Origin of the sequence: Cellulosimicrobium protaetiae (assembly GCF_009708005.2) — a bacterium.
GTDB classification, from domain to species: domain Bacteria; phylum Actinomycetota; class Actinomycetes; order Actinomycetales; family Cellulomonadaceae; genus Cellulosimicrobium; species Cellulosimicrobium protaetiae.
Genome location: NZ_CP052757.1, coordinates 593769 through 609452 on the forward strand (window position 1 = coordinate 593769; position 15684 = coordinate 609452).

13 protein-coding genes and 1 pseudogene are annotated in these 15684 nt (G+C 73.9%); 8 read left to right on the top strand and 6 right to left on the bottom strand.

The features are described from left to right. Positions 1 to 151: 151 nt before the first annotated feature. Together FIC82_RS02590 and FIC82_RS02595 are read right to left on the bottom strand one after the other, a co-directional pair. The gene (locus FIC82_RS02590) at positions 152 to 1153 is read right to left on the bottom strand and encodes a cation diffusion facilitator family transporter (protein ID WP_168731432.1); all 1002 of its coding nucleotides are present in this window, start codon (positions 1151 to 1153) and stop codon (positions 152 to 154) included. Then, on the bottom strand, positions 1150 to 1563 hold the full coding sequence (locus tag FIC82_RS02595) for an ArsR/SmtB family transcription factor (RefSeq protein ID WP_154797442.1): 414 nt from the start codon (positions 1561 to 1563) through the stop codon (positions 1150 to 1152). The genes FIC82_RS02590 and FIC82_RS02595 overlap by 4 nt, the downstream gene beginning before the upstream one ends. Before the next feature lie 189 nt (positions 1564 to 1752). On the opposite strand from FIC82_RS02595, the gene FIC82_RS02600 reads away from it, so the two are divergent. Beyond that, complete coding sequence (locus tag FIC82_RS02600) at positions 1753 to 2088, top strand: ArsR/SmtB family transcription factor (RefSeq protein WP_047230949.1); 336 nt, start codon at positions 1753 to 1755, stop codon at positions 2086 to 2088. Beyond that, positions 2085 to 2822, top strand: coding sequence for a cation efflux transmembrane domain-containing protein (locus FIC82_RS02605; RefSeq protein ID WP_154799762.1), 738 nt, complete (start codon positions 2085 to 2087; stop codon positions 2820 to 2822). The genes FIC82_RS02600 and FIC82_RS02605 overlap by 4 nt, the downstream gene beginning before the upstream one ends. Here FIC82_RS02605 and FIC82_RS02610 read toward each other — a convergent pair. Then, complete coding sequence (locus tag FIC82_RS02610; RefSeq protein WP_154797443.1) at positions 2801 to 3817, bottom strand: FUSC family protein; 1017 nt, start codon at positions 3815 to 3817, stop codon at positions 2801 to 2803. The two genes, FIC82_RS02605 and FIC82_RS02610, sit on opposite strands and share 22 nt — an antisense overlap. 65 nt (positions 3818 to 3882) lie before the next feature. Here FIC82_RS02610 and FIC82_RS02615 point away from each other — a divergent pair, with 65 nt between their 5' ends. Both FIC82_RS02615 and FIC82_RS20960 read left to right on the top strand, forming a co-directional pair. Beyond that, positions 3883 to 5088, top strand: a complete 1206-nt coding sequence (locus FIC82_RS02615; protein ID WP_168731433.1) for an SLC13 family permease — start codon at positions 3883 to 3885, stop codon at positions 5086 to 5088. A gap of 167 nt (positions 5089 to 5255) precedes the next feature. Next, positions 5256 to 5621 (top strand): annotated as a pseudogene (locus FIC82_RS20960) (sigma factor); the annotation flags it as partial. Between the two features lie 22 nt (positions 5622 to 5643). Here the strand turns inward: FIC82_RS20960 and dapA are convergent. Then, positions 5644 to 6534, bottom strand: coding sequence for a 4-hydroxy-tetrahydrodipicolinate synthase (gene dapA, locus FIC82_RS20965; protein ID WP_154797444.1), 891 nt, complete (start codon positions 6532 to 6534; stop codon positions 5644 to 5646). A 72-nt stretch (positions 6535 to 6606) separates the two neighbouring features. Between dapA and FIC82_RS02630 the strand changes: the two genes are divergently transcribed. Then, positions 6607 to 7497: a LysR family transcriptional regulator gene (locus FIC82_RS02630; protein ID WP_154797445.1), complete on the top strand. Its 891-nt coding sequence runs from the start codon at positions 6607 to 6609 to the stop codon at positions 7495 to 7497. Between the two features lie 21 nt (positions 7498 to 7518). On the opposite strand, the gene lepB is transcribed toward FIC82_RS02630, so the two are convergent. After that, positions 7519 to 8325, bottom strand: a complete 807-nt coding sequence (gene lepB / locus FIC82_RS02635) for a signal peptidase I (RefSeq protein WP_253691363.1) — start codon at positions 8323 to 8325, stop codon at positions 7519 to 7521. Between the two features lie 348 nt (positions 8326 to 8673). Here lepB and FIC82_RS02640 point away from each other — a divergent pair, with 348 nt between their 5' ends. The 3 genes from FIC82_RS02640 to FIC82_RS02650 all read left to right on the top strand — a co-directional run bounded on the left by FIC82_RS02640 (position 8674) and on the right by FIC82_RS02650 (position 14351). Next, on the top strand, positions 8674 to 12066 hold the full coding sequence (locus tag FIC82_RS02640; RefSeq protein ID WP_154797446.1) for a CARDB domain-containing protein: 3393 nt from the start codon (positions 8674 to 8676) through the stop codon (positions 12064 to 12066). Between the two features lie 213 nt (positions 12067 to 12279). After that, a complete protein-coding gene (locus FIC82_RS20770) occupies positions 12280 to 12627 on the top strand; it encodes a pyridoxamine 5'-phosphate oxidase family protein (protein ID WP_216609966.1) in 348 nt (115 codons plus the stop codon). 11 nt (positions 12628 to 12638) lie between these two features. Further along, a complete protein-coding gene (locus tag FIC82_RS02650; protein WP_154797447.1) occupies positions 12639 to 14351 on the top strand; it encodes an alpha/beta hydrolase in 1713 nt (570 codons plus the stop codon). Between the two features lie 52 nt (positions 14352 to 14403). Here the strand turns inward: FIC82_RS02650 and FIC82_RS02655 are convergent, their stop codons facing one another. Then, positions 14404 to 15660 (bottom strand): MFS transporter, encoded by a 1257-nt coding sequence (locus tag FIC82_RS02655; RefSeq protein WP_168731434.1) that lies wholly within the window; start codon positions 15658 to 15660, stop codon positions 14404 to 14406. Between the last annotated feature and the right edge of the window lie 24 nt (positions 15661 to 15684).

Sequence of the window (15684 nt, forward strand, 5' to 3'; positions counted from 1 at the left end):
ACCCGGGGTCTCGCGCGAGATCCTGCCCCGCACGGCGTCGAGCCCGGCGTTGCGTGGCACATCGGGTGGCCGGTTACGCGCAACCCCGGGCTCGGCGGCGACGTGTGGCCATGAACCCCGGGCTGGGGCCCGGCCGGGGCGGGCGGGCCGGTCAGCGGGCGGGTGCCACCACGACGTCGACCGTCCCGACCGACGGCAGTGCACGCCGCAGCGCCGTGTCGGCCGCGGCGGTGACCTGGTCGGCTGCGGCGACCGGCGTTTCGGGCGGCACGAGGACGCGCGCCTGGACGGCCAGGCGGTGGCCCGACCAGCGCAGCCGGACGTCGTCCACACCTTCCAGCCCGTCCACACCGTCGAGCGCGTGGCGCGCCCGGTCCGTGAGCTCCGGGTCGACGCCGTCGAGGAGCCGGCGCCCGACGTCGCGCGCGGTGCCCCACAGGAGCACGAGGATCGCGACGGTGATGAGCAGCCCGACGAGCGGGTCCGCGAGGGGGAGGCCCGCGAGGACGCCGAGCGCGCCGATCACGACCGCGAGCGAGGTGAAGCCGTCGGTGCGCGCGTGCACGCCGTCCGCGACGAGCGCGGCCGAGCCGATGCGGCGCCCGACGCGGATCCGGTACACGGCGACCGCCTCGTTGCCCGCGAAGCCGACGATCCCCGCCGCGATCACCCAGCCCAGGTTGTCCACAGGCTGGGGATCCGCGAGGCGCCGCACCGACTCGACGCCGGCCACGACCGCCGAGAGGGCGATCATCGCGACGATGAACAGGCCCGCGAGGTCCTCGGCCCGGCCGTAGCCGTGCGTGTACCGGCGCGTCGCCGCGCGGCGTCCGAGCACGAACGCGATCCACAGCGGCACGGCCGTGAGCGCGTCGGAGAGGTTGTGGACGGTGTCCGCGAGCAGGGCGACGGACCCGCTGACCGCGACGATGCCGAGCTGCGCGAGCGCCGTCGCGCCGAGCACGACGAGGGACACCTTGACCGCCCGGATGCCCTGGCCGCTCGCGACGAGCTCGTCGTCGATGGAGTCGGCCGCGTCGTGCGAGTGCGGCACGAACACCTCGTGCAGCCAGCCGCGCAGCCCGGGCGGGTGAGGATGGTCGTGGTCGTGGTCGTGGTCGTGACCGACCGCGGCCGGTCGGGTCGTGCTCACCGCTGCACCTCGGCGTCCGCGACGGCCCCGGGGGTGGGGGAGGACCCGTCGAGCACGTGCGCGTCGTCGGCGTGGTGCGCGGGGTGGTCGTCGACGGCGTGCTGCGCCTGGAACACCGCCTGGGTCACGAGAGTGCGCGCGTGCTCGTCGACGAGCGAGTAGAAGACGCGGTTGCCCTCCTGGCGGGCGCGGACGATGCGGCCCCACCGCAGCTTGGCGAGGTGCTGCGACACCGCCGTCGGGGACTTGCCGACGATCTCCGCGAGCGCGTTGACCGGCAGCTCGGTGTCGCGCAGGGCGAGGACGATCCGGACCCGTGTCGCGTCCGCGAGCAGCGAGAACACCTCCGCCGCGAGCTCGACGTACTGGCTGTCCACCCCGAATGTGCAAGCCTTCGCATCTTCACGCATACGCAGATACTAATGGAACCCGCACCGCCGGCCGCTGCCGAACCCGGGGTTTGTCTCATCGACGCCGCGAACCCGGCCATAGACCTGGGTTCGGCGACCTGGCGGGCGACAACCCCGGGCTCGGCGGTTCCCGTGGTGCGCGGGGATACATCCTTTTGTGAATACACGAGTTCCTGTACTGTCGAGCGCATGGTCGAGACGGTCACGCTCACCCACACCGCGGCGCTCGCGCGGCTGGGGCACGCCCTGTCGGACGAGACGCGCACGCGCGTCCTCCTCGCGCTGCGGGAGGCGCCCGCCTACCCGTCCGACCTCGCTGACGCGCTCGGCGTCTCGCGCCAGGTGATGTCGAACCAGCTCGCGTGCCTGCGCGGGTGCGGGCTCGTCGAGGCGATCCCCGACGGCCGTCGCACCTGGTACCGCCTGGCCGACCCCCACCTGGCCCCCGCCCTCGACGACCTGCTGCGGCTCGTCGTCCAGGTCGACCCCACGTGCTGCGGCCCCGACGGGTGCACGTGCTCATGACGTCGGTCCCGCTCGACCGCACGCGGCCCGGACCCGCTGCCCCGAACGCCGCGCGTCGTGACCTCCTCGAGCGCCGCGTGCGCTGGGTCGTCGCGGCGACGATCACCTGGAACGTCGTGGAGGCGGTGGTCGCGATCACCGCGGGCCGCGTCGCGTCGTCGGCCGCGCTCGTCGGGTTCGGGCTCGACTCGGTCGTCGAGGTCCTGTCCGCCGCCGCGGTGGCCTGGCAGTTCGCCGCGCCCGACCCGCACCGGCGCGAGCGGGCCGCGCTGCGCGTCATCGCGGTCTCGTTCTTCGGGCTCGCGGCCTTCGTGTCCGTCGACGCCGTCCGGTCGCTGCTCGGCGCGGCCGAGCCCGAGCACTCCGTCGTGGGCATCTGGCTCGCCGCCGTGAGCCTCGCCGTCATGCCGTTCCTGTCCTGGTTCGAGCGCCGCACGGGCCGCGAGCTCGGGTCGGCGTCCGCCGTCGCGGACTCGAGGCAGACGCTCCTGTGCACGTACCTGTCCGCGGTGCTGCTGGTCGGGCTCGTGCTCAACGCGACGCTCGGGTGGTCCTGGGCTGACCCGCTCGCCGCGCTCGTCATCGCGGCCGTCGCCGTCAAGGAGGGCGTGGAGGCGTGGCGCGGGGACGCGTGCTGCGTACCCGTCGCGGTACCGCACGACGCGCACGAGCCCCACAAGGTGCGCCCGGCACGGCCCGCCGGGCGCGCAGGTCAGTCGTGCGACTGCTGCTGACGCGCCCCTGACCGCGCCGCCGACCTCGCGGCGATCCGGGCCGCGACCCTCGGCACCAGCCAGGCCGCGCTGATCGCGAGCCCGACACCGACGAGGGTCTCGCCCACGCGCTCGACGAACCAGTGGGCCGACGGCGCGTCGTCGTGCACGAGGAGCAGGGACAGGACGAGCAGGGTCGAGAAGAAGGGGAGCACGTACCATCGGCTCCCCGCCGTGGCGGCCGCGCCCCCGATCGCGACGACGGCGACCGCGGCGAGCACGACGGGCGGCGGGGCCGTCGCCGCGACCGCGCACGCGAGCAGCGCCCCCGCGAGGACGGCCACCGCCCGCCCGACGCCCCGGTTGCGCAGGGCGTCCCAGCGCGGGCGGCTCACGAGCAGGGCCGCCGTCGGGGCCCAGCCCGGGTGGTCGATCCCGGCGGCGAACCCCAGGGCGGCCGCCGTCGCGCCCGCGAACCCGACCTGGAGCCCGTAGAGCGCCGCCGTGCCGGGTGAGGGCGGTGGGCGGTGGGATCGCGGCGGCGCTGGGGTCACTGGCCAGGCCAGCGACACGAGCCACGCGTACACCGACCCGGCGACCAGCAGCGCCGCGGCCTGCGCTCCGACCGCGGGCCCGTCGAGCGAGAGCCCCGCCCCCACGAGCGGGACGCCGAGGCCCAGAGCCAGGGGAGCGAGGCGCCGCTCGGGGACGGCCGTCGCTGTCGCGACGGCGACGCACAGCGCCAGGATCGTGAGGACGGCGAGCGGCGGCGTCCCGCCCACGAGGGAGCCGAGCAGGAGCGACACGCCGGCGACCGCGCCGACGAGGACGACGAGCGCGCGCCGCCGGCGCGGCCCCCGGAGCGGCAGCGCCGCGGCGGGGAGCACGCCCACGGCGACGACGAGCCCACGGGCCGGGTCGAGCGTCAGTGCCACGACCGCCGCGGGCGCCACGTACGCGAGGCCCAGGAGCACACGCGACCACGACCACGCGACGGGCGGCGGCTGCGGGGTCATGTTCGCTTTCTACCCGACGGCGGACCGGGGCGCCTGGGGCGCGCTCCGGCCGTACCCTGACCGCCGTGACGACCGAACCCTCTGCCGACGCCGCGGCTCCCCGCCGCCGTCGGCGTCGCCTGCCGTTGTGGCTCGTCGCGGCGGTGGTGGTCGTCGTGCTGCCCGCGACGGGGCTGCTCCCGGCCGCCGACGCACGCGACCTGCTCGCGCGCACCGGGCCCGTGCTGATCTTCCTCCTCGCCATCACCGTGGTCGCGGAGCTCTGCGCGGGCGCGGGGCTGTTCGACGCCGTCGCGGCCCGCGCGGCGCGGCTCGCCCGGGGCAGGCGGATCGCGCTGTGGGGGCTCGTCGTCCTCCTCGCGACGGCGAGCACGGTCGTGCTCTCGCTCGACACGACGGCGGTGCTCGTCACGCCGGTCGTGCTCGCCCTCGCGCGCCGCACGGGCACGCGGCCCCTGCCGCTCGCGCTCACGGTCCTCGCGCTCGCCAACACGGCGTCGCTGCTCCTGCCGGTCTCGAACCTCACGAACCTGCTCGCGTCGCACCGGTTCGGCGCCGGGTACGTCGGGGTGATGTGGGCGCCCGCGCTCGCGGTCCTGGCCGTGACCGTCGTCGTGCTGCTGGTGCTGCACGGCCGAGACCTGCGCGGGCGCTTCACCCTCGCGGGAGCGGGCCCGACGCCGCCCGACCGGTTGCTCCTGCGCGTCACCGCCGTGGTCGTCGCGCTCCTCGCGGTCGCGTTCACGGTCGAGCTCCCCGTCGCGCCGACGGCGCTCGCGGGTGCCGCGGTGCTCGCGCTCGCGACGTGGTGGCGGCGCGTGCGGCCCCTCGTGCCGGTGCGGGAGATGCTGCCGTGGCGGTCAGCGCTCGTCGTGGCGGCACTGTTCGTGCTCGTGGAGACCTGGCACGCGCACGGGCTCGGCGACCTCCTCGCCGCCGTCGCGGGCACGGGCGACGGGCCGGGCGACCTCGCGCAGCTGGCCGCGACCGGCGTCGTCGCCGCCAACCTGGTGAACAACCTGCCCGCGTTCCTCGCCTTGCTGCCCGCGGCGGGGGAGAGCGTCGACCGGCTCGCGACCCTCCTCGTCGCGGTGAACGCCGGGCCGCTGATCACGCCGTGGGCATCGCTCGCGACCGTGCTGTGGTGGCAGCAGTACCGCCGCCACGCGTTCGAGCACGGGCCGCCGCCCACGTGGCACGTGGTCCGCCAAGGTCTCGTGCTCGCACCCCTCGCCGTCGCGGCAGGGGTCGCGGCCGTCGCGCTCGGCTAGGTCGGGAACGCGCCCAGCTCGGCGAGCAACCTCATGGGCGCGTGGCCCGTGTTCTGTGCATGACGGCGACAGAGGGGTTGGTGGCACCGATCGGTGCGAGCGACGAGGTCGTCCTGCCTGTCGAGTCCGGCGTCAGGACCCAGCGGGACGCGGAGTTCACGGCCTTCATGGTCGACGCGCAGCCGGCGCTCTCTCGGACGGCGTGGCTGTTGTGCGGCGACGTGCATCGTGCGGAGGAGCTGGTGCAGCACGCGTTGGTGCGCACGTACGTGGCGTGGCCCCGGGCGCGCGATCGAGACCCGCTCGCCTCTGCGAGACGCGTGCTCGCCAACGCGCGCATCGATCACTGGCGCAAGCATCGCCGGGAGCACCTCACGGAGCCGCACGAGGTCCCGTCGAGGCAGGAGGCGTCGACCGAGGAGGGCAACGCCGAGCAAGACGCGCTCGCTCGGGCCCTGGTGCAGCTGAGCCCGCAGCGTCGACGTGTGGTGGTGCTGCGCTATTTGCTCGACCTGCCGGAGCGGCAGGTCGCCGACGAGCTGGGGTCGGGTCCCGTCACCTCAAGGGAGCCGACGGCGCGTCACGGCACGCGAGGGCCGCCGAGAGGGCAGCCGCAGTCGCCGGGAGCAGCGGGAGCCGCACGCGCGGGCTGGCGATGCGGCCCTCGGCGGCGAGGACGGCCTTGATCACCGCCGGGTTGGGTTCGGCGAACAGGGCGCGCGTGAGCGGGACCAGCGCGTCGTGCATCGTGCGGGCCTGTTCTGCCGGGCCGTGTCGCCAGGCGCTGACGAGCTCCGCGTAGGCGCACGGCGCCACGTTGGCGCTCGCGGTGATCGAGCCGCGGGCGCCGAGGGCGATGAGAGGCCCGATGTACAGGTCGTCGCCGGCCAGCACCGACACGTCGGACCGCAGGGCGCTGAGGAACGCGACCGTGGTGTCGTCGATCGAGCCCACCGTGTGCTTGAACCCGGCCACGCCGGGCAGGTCGGCGAGCCGGTGGAGCGTGTCGGTCGTCAGCGCGAGGCCCGTCCGGTACGGGACGTTGTAGACGACCAGCGGGACGGGGGACGCCGCGGCGAGGTGCCGGAAGTGCTCGACGACGCCCTCCTGGGAGGGGCGCGTGTAGGCGGGGACCGCCACGAGCGCCGCCGCCGCCCCGGGGTCGAGGTCGGCGATCAGGTCGACCGACGCGGTGGTGCTGCTCGTCCCCGTGCCCACGACGAGGTGTCGGTCGCGTGCCGCGCAGACCTCGGCGCAGACGTCGACCACCTGCCGTGCCTCGGCGAGCGTCAGCGTGGCCGGCTCTCCGGTCGTGCCCAGCGCGACTACGCCGGCCGCGCCGTCGTCGAGGACCGCTGCGGCGAGCGCCGCGAGCGCGTCGGGATCGAGCCGGTCGTCGTCCGTGAACGGCGTGACGAGGGGGACGTAGAGGCCGGAGAGCTCCATGGCGGCAACTCTCGGGCCGTAGCGACCGTCGGGTCCAGTTCAGGTTCGTACTGCATGTCGTAAGTTCTCCTTATGCTCGACGTCCGCAGGCTCCGGCTGCTCCGCGAGCTGTCGCACCGCGGGACCATCGCCGCCGTGGCCGAGGCGCTCACCTACACGCCCTCGGCCGTGTCGCAGCAGCTCTCCGCGCTCGAGCGCGACGTCGGGGTGCCTCTCCTGGAGCGGTCGGGACGCCGGGTCCGGCTCACCGCGGCCGCGGAGACGCTCGTCGAGCACACCGAGAAGATCCTCGAGATCCTCCGCGAAGCCGACGCCGACCTCGCGTCGGCCGACGCGACGCTCCGCGGGACGTTGCGCATCGGCGTCTTCCCGACGGCCGTGCCGACGTTGCTGACGCCCGCCGTCGTGCGCCTGAGCTCCGACCACCCGGGACTGCGCCTCCTGGTCTCCGAGCTCGACCCCGCGACGGTCCCCGACGCGCTGCGCGGGGACGCCGTCGACGTCGCCCTGGTCCAGGAGTACGACCACGTCCCGCTCACGGTCGGCCCGGGCATCGAGGCGGAACCGTTGATGGAGGAGACGGTCCACCTTGCTGCCCTGGACGCGGGGTCGATCGCCGACCGTCGCGATGCGCCCTGGATCGCCGGCACGCTCGGGACCCTGTGCCACACCCTGACCGTCCGGGCGTGCGAGGCGGCGGGTTACGCACCGGGCATCCGGCACCACGCCGACGACTTCGGCGCCGTCCTCGCCCTGGTCGCGGCCGGGCAGGGCGTCGCCCTGGTCCCGGACCTCGCGGCCGGGGGCGCCCCGGACGGCGTGGTCCTCACGCCCCTCGCGATCCGCCGCAGGACCTCCCTGGCCTACCGTCGCGGCGCCGGGACGCACCCGCAGGTCGCGGCCGCCCGGGAGGCGCTGCGCGCGGCGGCAGTGGCGGCCGGCCTCGCGCGCACCGACGCGTAGCCGCGACCGGTCGGTGCGTCGTCACCCCTCGTCGACGGCGCCCGGAGCGGGGACGTCGGCGAACACGTCGCCGGGGTTGCGCAGCAGGCCGAGGTGGGACAGCGGCCAGACCTTGACGAACGCCGTCCCGACGACGTTGCCCATCGGCACGAACCCGTCACCGGGTTTGCCCGTGTTGTAGCGCGAGTCTCCCGAGTTCTGCCGGTTGTCGCCCATGACGAACAGCATGTCCTCAGGTACGGTGGCGTCGAAGGCGAGCTCGCTCGGGTCGGAGCCGGGCTTGAGGTAGGTCTCGTCGATCGACACGCCGTTGACGCTCGCGCGCCCCTCCGCGTCGCAGCACACCACGTGGTCGCCCGGCGTGCCGATCACGCGCTTGATGAGGTGCTCACCGGTGTCCTGCGGCAGCAGACCGACGAACGTCAGCGCCGCGCGCACCGCCTCCGACACCGGGCTCTCGGCCTGCGGCACCGGCGGCGGCAACCAGCCGCCCGGGTCCTTGAACACCACGACGTCCCCTCGGTGCACGTCGAACGCGCCCGGCACGAGCCGGGACACCATCACCCGGTCACCCTCGACCAGGGTTTCCTCCATCGACGGGCTCGGGATGAAGAACGCCTGCACCAGGAACGTCTTGATGAGCAACGACAGCACCAGCGCGCTGACCACGATGATCGCCGTCTCGCGCAGCAGCGACGGTCGACGTGGGCTCTGCCTGGTCGGCGCGGCGTCGCCGTCGTCGCCCGCGCCGTGCGCCGTACGGGCATCGGTCTCCGTGTCGAGGGTCGAACCGGGGAGCGGATCGCGCAGCGTGGCGTCGTCGGGCACGGGCCCCACCCTGCCACGTCGGCGCGCACCCTTGACGCCCCGGATGTCCGTCTCGTAACGTCCGTACTGCACGACGCAAGAAGTTGACAGAAGTCCAGCACAAAGCAGTGCACACGCTGCAACTCTCGAATTCCGCCACGGGTCCGACCGGTGACCATCCCTGACGGGTCGTTCGTGGCACTCCCGGCCGACCGGTCTCGACCTGGGTCGATCCCGGTCCCGACGCTGAACCAGCCCTGACCCGACCCACCCGTGACGGTGGCGCGGCACCAGCACGGTCGCGCCCGCCGTCGGGCACCGCTGCCCGCGGGTGGACGAGCCCGCCCTGGCGGGAGAACGAGGACGTTCATGAGAACCCCCTGGAAGCACACGGTCGTGGCGGGCGCCGCGCTGGCGCTCGTGGCGCCGCTCGGCGTCGTCGCCGTTGCGCACGCCGCGGACGCCACCAACCTGGCGCTCGGCAAGCCGATCGCCGCGTCGTCGGTGACGCAGACGTACGTCGCGGGCAACGCCAACGACGGGAACGCCGGCTCCTACTGGGAGGGCGCGGGCGGCCAGTACCCGTCGCACCTCACCGTCGACCTCGGGGCGGAGGCCGACGTCGACCGGGTCGTCGTCACGCTGCCCCCGCCCTCCGTGTGGTCGTCGCGGACGCAGACGTTCAGCGTGCTCGGCCGCTCCGACGGCGAGACGGCGTTCCGGACGCTCAAGGCGTCGGCGGCGTACGGGTTCGACCCGGCGAGCGGCAACAAGGTCGAGATCCCGCTCGACGCCGAGGTCGACGAGGTGCGCCTCGCCTTCACGGCCAACACCGGCGCGGGCAACGGCCAGGTGTCCGAGCTCCAGGTGTGGGGCACGCCCACGGGCGGCACCGACCCCACGGACCCGACCGACCCGACGGACCCGACCGGCACCAACTACGCCAAGAACCGACCTGCGACGGCCTCGTCGGCCGAGTGGCAGTTCGTCGCCGGCAACGCGGTCGACGGCAGCGCGACGACCTACTGGGAGGGTGCGGGCGGGCAGTACCCGTCGACGCTCGACGTCGCGCTCGCCGCGCCCACGCAGCTCAGCAGCGTCCGCGTCCGACTCAACCCCGACGCCGCGTGGGGTCCGCGCACGCAGACGTTCTCCGTGTGGGGCCGCACCGGCACGGGCGCCTGGCAGGAGCTCAAGGCGTCCGCCGGGTACGCGTTCGCGCCGGGCAGCGGCAACCTCGTCGACGTCCCCGTGACGGGCACCGCCACCGACGTGCGCCTGCGCTTCACGGGCAACACCGGCGCGGGCAACGGCCAGGTCGCCGAGCTCGAGGTCTACGGCGCCCCGGCGCCGAACCCCAACCTCACCGTCACCGCGGTGACCGCGTCCCCGGCGTCGCCCACGGCGACGACCCCCGTGACGCTCACGGCGACGGTGAAGAACACGGGCGACCGCGCGTCGTCGGCCACGACGCTCGACGGGAAGCTCGGCGGGTCGACCGCGGGCTCGGCCGCCGTCGCCGCGCTCCAGCCCGGCGCGAGCGCGCAGGTCCAGGTCGCGGCGGGCACCCGGCCCGCGGGCGAGTACACGATGGGTGCGGTCGTCGACCCGGCGAACACCGTGGCCGAGCAGAACGAGACCGACAACGCGTTCACGGCGACGGCGAAGCTCGTCGTGGGCGAGGCGCCCGGTCCGGACCTCGAGGTCGTCTCCGTGTCGTCCAACCCGGCCAACCCGGCCGTCGGCTCGGCCGTGACGTTCTCGGTCCAGGTCCGCAACCGCGGCAACCAGCCGGTCGCGGCCGGTTCGGTGACGCGCGTCGTCGCCGGGTCCACCACGCTCAACGGCACGACGCCGGCCGTCGCCGCGGGCGCGACCGTCACCGTCACACCGAGCGGGACGTGGACCGCGACCAACGGCGGGGCCACCGTGACCGCGACGGCCGACGCGACGGGCGTCGTCGCCGAGACGAACGAGGGCAACAACACCGGCACGCTCGCCGTGACCGTCGGACGCGGCGCCGCCGTCCCGTACACGACGTACGAGGCGGAGGACGGCCAGTACACCGGCACGCTGCTCCAGACCGACGCGGTGCGCACGTTCGGGCACACGAACTTCGCGACCGAGTCGTCGGGCCGTGAGTCCGTGCGCCTGACCAGCGCGGGCCAGTACGTCCAGTTCACCTCGACCAACGCGACGAACTCGATCGTCGTGCGCAACTCGATCCCCGACGCCCCCGGCGGCGGGGGACAGGAGAAGACGATCAGCCTCTACGCGGACGGCCAGTTCGTGCAGAAGCTGACGCTCTCGTCCAAGCACGCCTGGCTCTACGGCACGACCGACCAGCCCGAGGGCCTGGTCAACACCCCGGGCGGCGACGCACGCCGCCTCTTCGACGAGTCGCACGCGCTGCTCGGCCGGTCGTTCCCCGCGGGCACGGTGTTCAAGCTCCAGCGCGACGCAGGCGACGACGCGGCGTTCTACGTCATCGACCTCGTCGAGCTGGAGCAGGTCGCCCCGCCGCTGGCGAAGCCCGCGGGGTGCACGTCGATCACCGAGTACGGCGCCGTGCCGAACGACGGGCTCGAGGACACGGCCGCCATCCAGGCCGCCGTCACCGCGAACCAGAACGGCGACATCGACTGCGTGTGGATCCCGGCGGGGCAGTGGCGCCAGGAGAAGAAGATCCTCACCGACGACCCGCTCAACCGCGGCATGCACAACCAGGTGGGCATCCGCGACGTGACGATCCGCGGTGCGGGCATGTGGCACTCGCAGCTCTACAGCCTCATCCCGCCGCACCTCGCCCCGGGCGTCATCAACCACCCGCACGAGGGCAACTTCGGGTTCGACATCGACGACAACACCCAGATCTCCGACCTCGCGATCTTCGGCTCCGGGACGATCCGCGGCAACAACGCCCAGGAGGAGGGCGGCGTCGGGCTCAACGGCCGCTTCGGCAAGAACACGAAGATCACCAACGTGTGGATCGAGCACGCGAACGTCGGCGTGTGGGTCGGGCGCGACTACTCCAACATCCCGGAGCTGTGGAACCCGGGCGACGGGCTGGTCTTCTCCGGCATGCGGATCCGGAACACCTACGCGGACGGCATCAACTTCAGCAACGGGACGCGCAACTCGACGGTGGTGAACTCGACGTTCCGCAACACCGGCGACGACGCGCTCGCCGTCTGGGCCAACCCGTACGTCAAGGACCGGGCCGTGGACATCGGCCACTCCAACACGTTCCGCAACAACACCGTCCAGCTCCCGTGGCGTGCCAACGGCATCGCGATCTACGGCGGCTACGACAACTCGATCGAGAACAACCTCGTCTACGACACCATGAACTACCCCGGCATCATGCTGGCGACCGACCACGACCCCCTGCCGTTCTCGGGGACGACGCTCATCGCCAACAACGGGCTCTACCGCACCGGCGGGGCGTTCTGGAACGAGGACCAGGAGTTCGGCGCGATCACGATCTTCCCGCAGACGCACGACATCGTCGGCGTCACCATCCGCGACACCGACATCGTCGACTCCACGTACGACGGCATCCAGTTCAAGAACGGTGGCGGGAACATGCCGGACGTGAAGATCACGAACGTGCGGATCGACCAGTCCAACAACGGTTCCGGCATCCTCGCGATGGGCGGCGCCCGCGGCAACGCGATCCTCTCGAACGTGACCGTCACGAACTCGCGCGACGGCGACGTCGCGAAGGAGCCCGGCTCGCAGTTCACGTTCACGGGCCAGTAGCAGGCACGCCTCGGCCCGCCCTCGCGGCGCCGAACACGACGTGGGGGTCGCTATCCGCCGGATAGCGGCCCCCAGGTCGTTCTCGGGGGCGGGGAACGTCGTGCTCGACGGCGGGCCGCCGGCTCTGGCCGTCAGCCACGGTCACACCGGGGTCACCAGGTGCCGGGGATGTGCCGTCTTCCACGACGTCCTGGTCCGGCACAGACTCGGAGCATGACGCACCAGACGCACGAGTTCGACGACCTCCGGGCCGAGTTCGACGCCACCGTCGGGCGGACCGTCTACGCGACCATGGTCACGGTGGACGCGCAGAACCGGCCGCGCACCCGTGCCCTCATCCCCGTGTGGGAGGTGGTCGACGGCGCCCCGCTGGGCTGGCTCGCGACGTACCGCACGCCGCGGAAGGCCGCACCGGCCCCGCACCGGAACGGCGAGCCTGGTGCTGTGGGGTATCCGATGGGCGAGGGCGTGCAGGTCGCGGACTCATCGCACCCGGGCTCGCGTGCGGTCGGCGTGTCGATGTGCGTGCCCGACTCATCCATGTTCGGGTGGAACGGATGACTTCGCGATCGATGACGACACGAGCTGTCCGCGCCGCCACCTCCTCGCTGGCGGCGATCCTCCTTCTCGGCGGCCTCCCCGCTGTCGCGGCCGCGGGCCCGGGAGGTGACTCACCCTCCTCGGCCGGGGGCGCGCCGTCGGGCGTGGCGGCCACGGGCCCGACGGCGGTCGGCCAGGTCGACGCGCCCGTGCCGCAGATCGCGTGGGGGCCGTGCGAGGGCGACGGCGTCGAGGCGTTCGAGTGCGCGAGCGTCGAGGTCCCGACCGACTACGACAACCCGCAGGGCCGGACGACGACGATCGGTCTGACGCGGCTGCCCGCGACCGACGCGGACGCACGTATCGGGAGCCTCTTCACCAACTTCGGGGGACCGGGAGGCCCGGGCGTCGAGACGCTGCACCTGCTCGGCGGTTCGCTGTTCGACGACGACGTGCTCGCCCGGTTCGACGTCGTCGGGTTCGACCCGCGCGCCGTGGGGACGTCCGACCCCGCGACGTGCTTCCGCGACGCCGAGCGCGAGAGCGCGTTCCTGGCAGGCCTCCCCGCATTCCCGGTCGACGACCGCGAGGAGATCCGCTACCTCGGGCAGATGGCCGCGTTCGGGGCGTCCTGCACGGTCTTCTCGGGCGACCGCATCGCGCACTCGTCGACGGCGAACGTCGCGCGCGACATGGACCTGCTGCGCCAGGCCGTGGGGGACGAGCAGCTCAGCTATGTCGGCTACTCGTACGGCACCGTGCTCGGCGCGACGTACGCCGCGCTGTTCCCCGACCGCGTCCGCGCGATGGTGCTCGACGGCACGATGGACGTCGACGCGTGGTCCGGGGTCGGGTCGCGCGAGCTCGTCGGGGCGCGCATCGGCCAGGCCGCGGGGGCGACGGAGACGTTCGACGAGTTCGCACGGCTGTGCGGCGAGGCCGGGCAGACGGGCTGCGCGCTCGCGTCGCTCGGCGACCCGGCCGAGGTCGTCGAGGCCACGTACGCCGCGCTGCGCGAGGCGCCGGTCGACGTGCCGATGCCGGACGGGACGTCGGTGCCGATCGGCTACCCGGACACGGTCGCGCTCGTCTTCCAGTACCTCTACGAGCCAGTCGCGTGGGGCGACCTGGACCTGACGCTCGCGTCGCTCGCGGTGCTGAGCGGCGCCGTCGAGCCGCCGCCCGCCCCCGAGCAGCAGCCGCGCGCGACGAGCACGCTGCCGTCGCTCGGCGAGCTCCTGCGCCGTGCCGGGTTCGCCGAGGACTACGCCTCGGTGGGCGGTGCGCTCGCGAGCCTGTGCGTCGACACGACGACGCCCGGCCGCCCGTGGGAGTACCCCGCCAAGGTCGACGCGCTCGACGCGCAGTACCCGCACTTCGGCCGCTTCCGCGGGTGGGTGGGCGTGCAGTGCGAGTTCGTCCCGGTCGAGGACCGCGACGCGTTCACCGGGCCGTGGGACCAGACGACGGACGCGCCCGTCCTCGTGGTCGGCACCCGGTTCGACCCGGCGACGCCCTACGGGTTCACGCAGCCGTACGCCGACCGCTGGCCGGACGCGCGCGTGCTCACGGTCGAGGGCTGGGGCCACACGATCATCGGCAAGAGCGCGTGCGCCGACGCCGCGGTCGCGCGCTACCTGGTGGACCTCGACGCGACCGACGGCGCGACGTGCGCGCAGGACGTCGTGCCGTTCCAGGGCCCGTCCGTGCCGCTCGGAGAGGCGATGCGACTCCCGGTGACGTGACCTGATGCGCGGCTCCTCGGTGGCGTCGTCGGACGCTCCCGAGGAGCTGCCCTCAGCGGGACGGCAGCCGGTCGGCGACGGGTTCGGGAGCCGACGGGGCGGCGTCCTCCACGAAGCGCGGGCGGCACGCGAACCAGCCGCCGACCACGCCGGGGACGGCGGTCGCGGCGAGCACGAGGAGCGGGACGGACCACGACCCGGTCGCCTCGCGCAGCAGGCCGAGGCCGATCGGGCCGAGGCACGCGAGCGCGTACCCGATCCCCTGGACGAAGCCCGAGACTGCCGAGGCGGACTGCGGCGTCCTGGTCCGCCGGTTGATGAGGGTCATGCACAGGGGGAACGTGCTCACCCCGATCCCGAGCGCGCACATCCACAGCACGGTGCCGTCGAGCGGGGACAGGAGCAGGCCGAGGTACCCGGCCACGAGGACGACCGCGCACACGACGACCACGACGAACGGGTTCGCCATCCGCGTGGCCAGGTGCGGCACGACCAGCGCGGCGGCCATGCCCCAGGCGGAGTAGAGGGCGACCATGGTGCCGCCGAGCGCGGCGCTGCCGCCCGCGTCGGTGAGGACGGCCGGGACCCAGGGGATGATCCCGTAGTTGGACCACGAGATCGCCGCGAAGAGGACCACGAGACCCCAGACGGTCGACGACCGGCCGATCCGCGGCCTCGTCCCGGACGCGGCGGTGGCGGCGGGCGCGTGGTGGTCGGCGGGGAGCCGGGTCGCCAGGACGAGCCAGACGACGGCGGCCAGCGCCGCGGGGCCGGCCCAGATCCCGACGGAGAACCGCCAGGTCGTCGCCTCGGCGACCGGGACGGCCAGGAGCGGGGCGACGAACTGCCCGGTCTGCATGAGGATCAGGTAGAGCGACGTCCACAGCGCGATCCGGTCGGGGAACCAGGCCTTCACCAGGGGGACGATCACGACGTTCGCGGCTCCGATCCCGGCGAGGGCGAGCACGGTCGACGCCACGAGCAGCGTGGTCGTGGGCGAGAGCGCCCGCAGCACGAGCGAGAGCGCGGTCAGGCCCAGCGCCACCGCCGCGGTGCGCTCGAGCCCGAACCGCCTCGTCACCACCGGGGCCAGGAACCCGAAGAGACCGAACGACACCGCGGGCACGGTGCCGAGCAGCCCGGCCACCGCCACGCCGTAGCCGAGGTCCGCGCCGATGGTCTCCAGGAGCGGGGTGAACCCTGTGACGGCCGTCCGGAGGTTGACCGCCGTCAGCGCGACGGCGAGACCGGCCCAGAGGGCCTGACGGCCGCGGTCCACGGGGACGCGCGAGGGGGAGAGGGTCGCCACGCTAAACTCCGGTGTCAGGTCGGC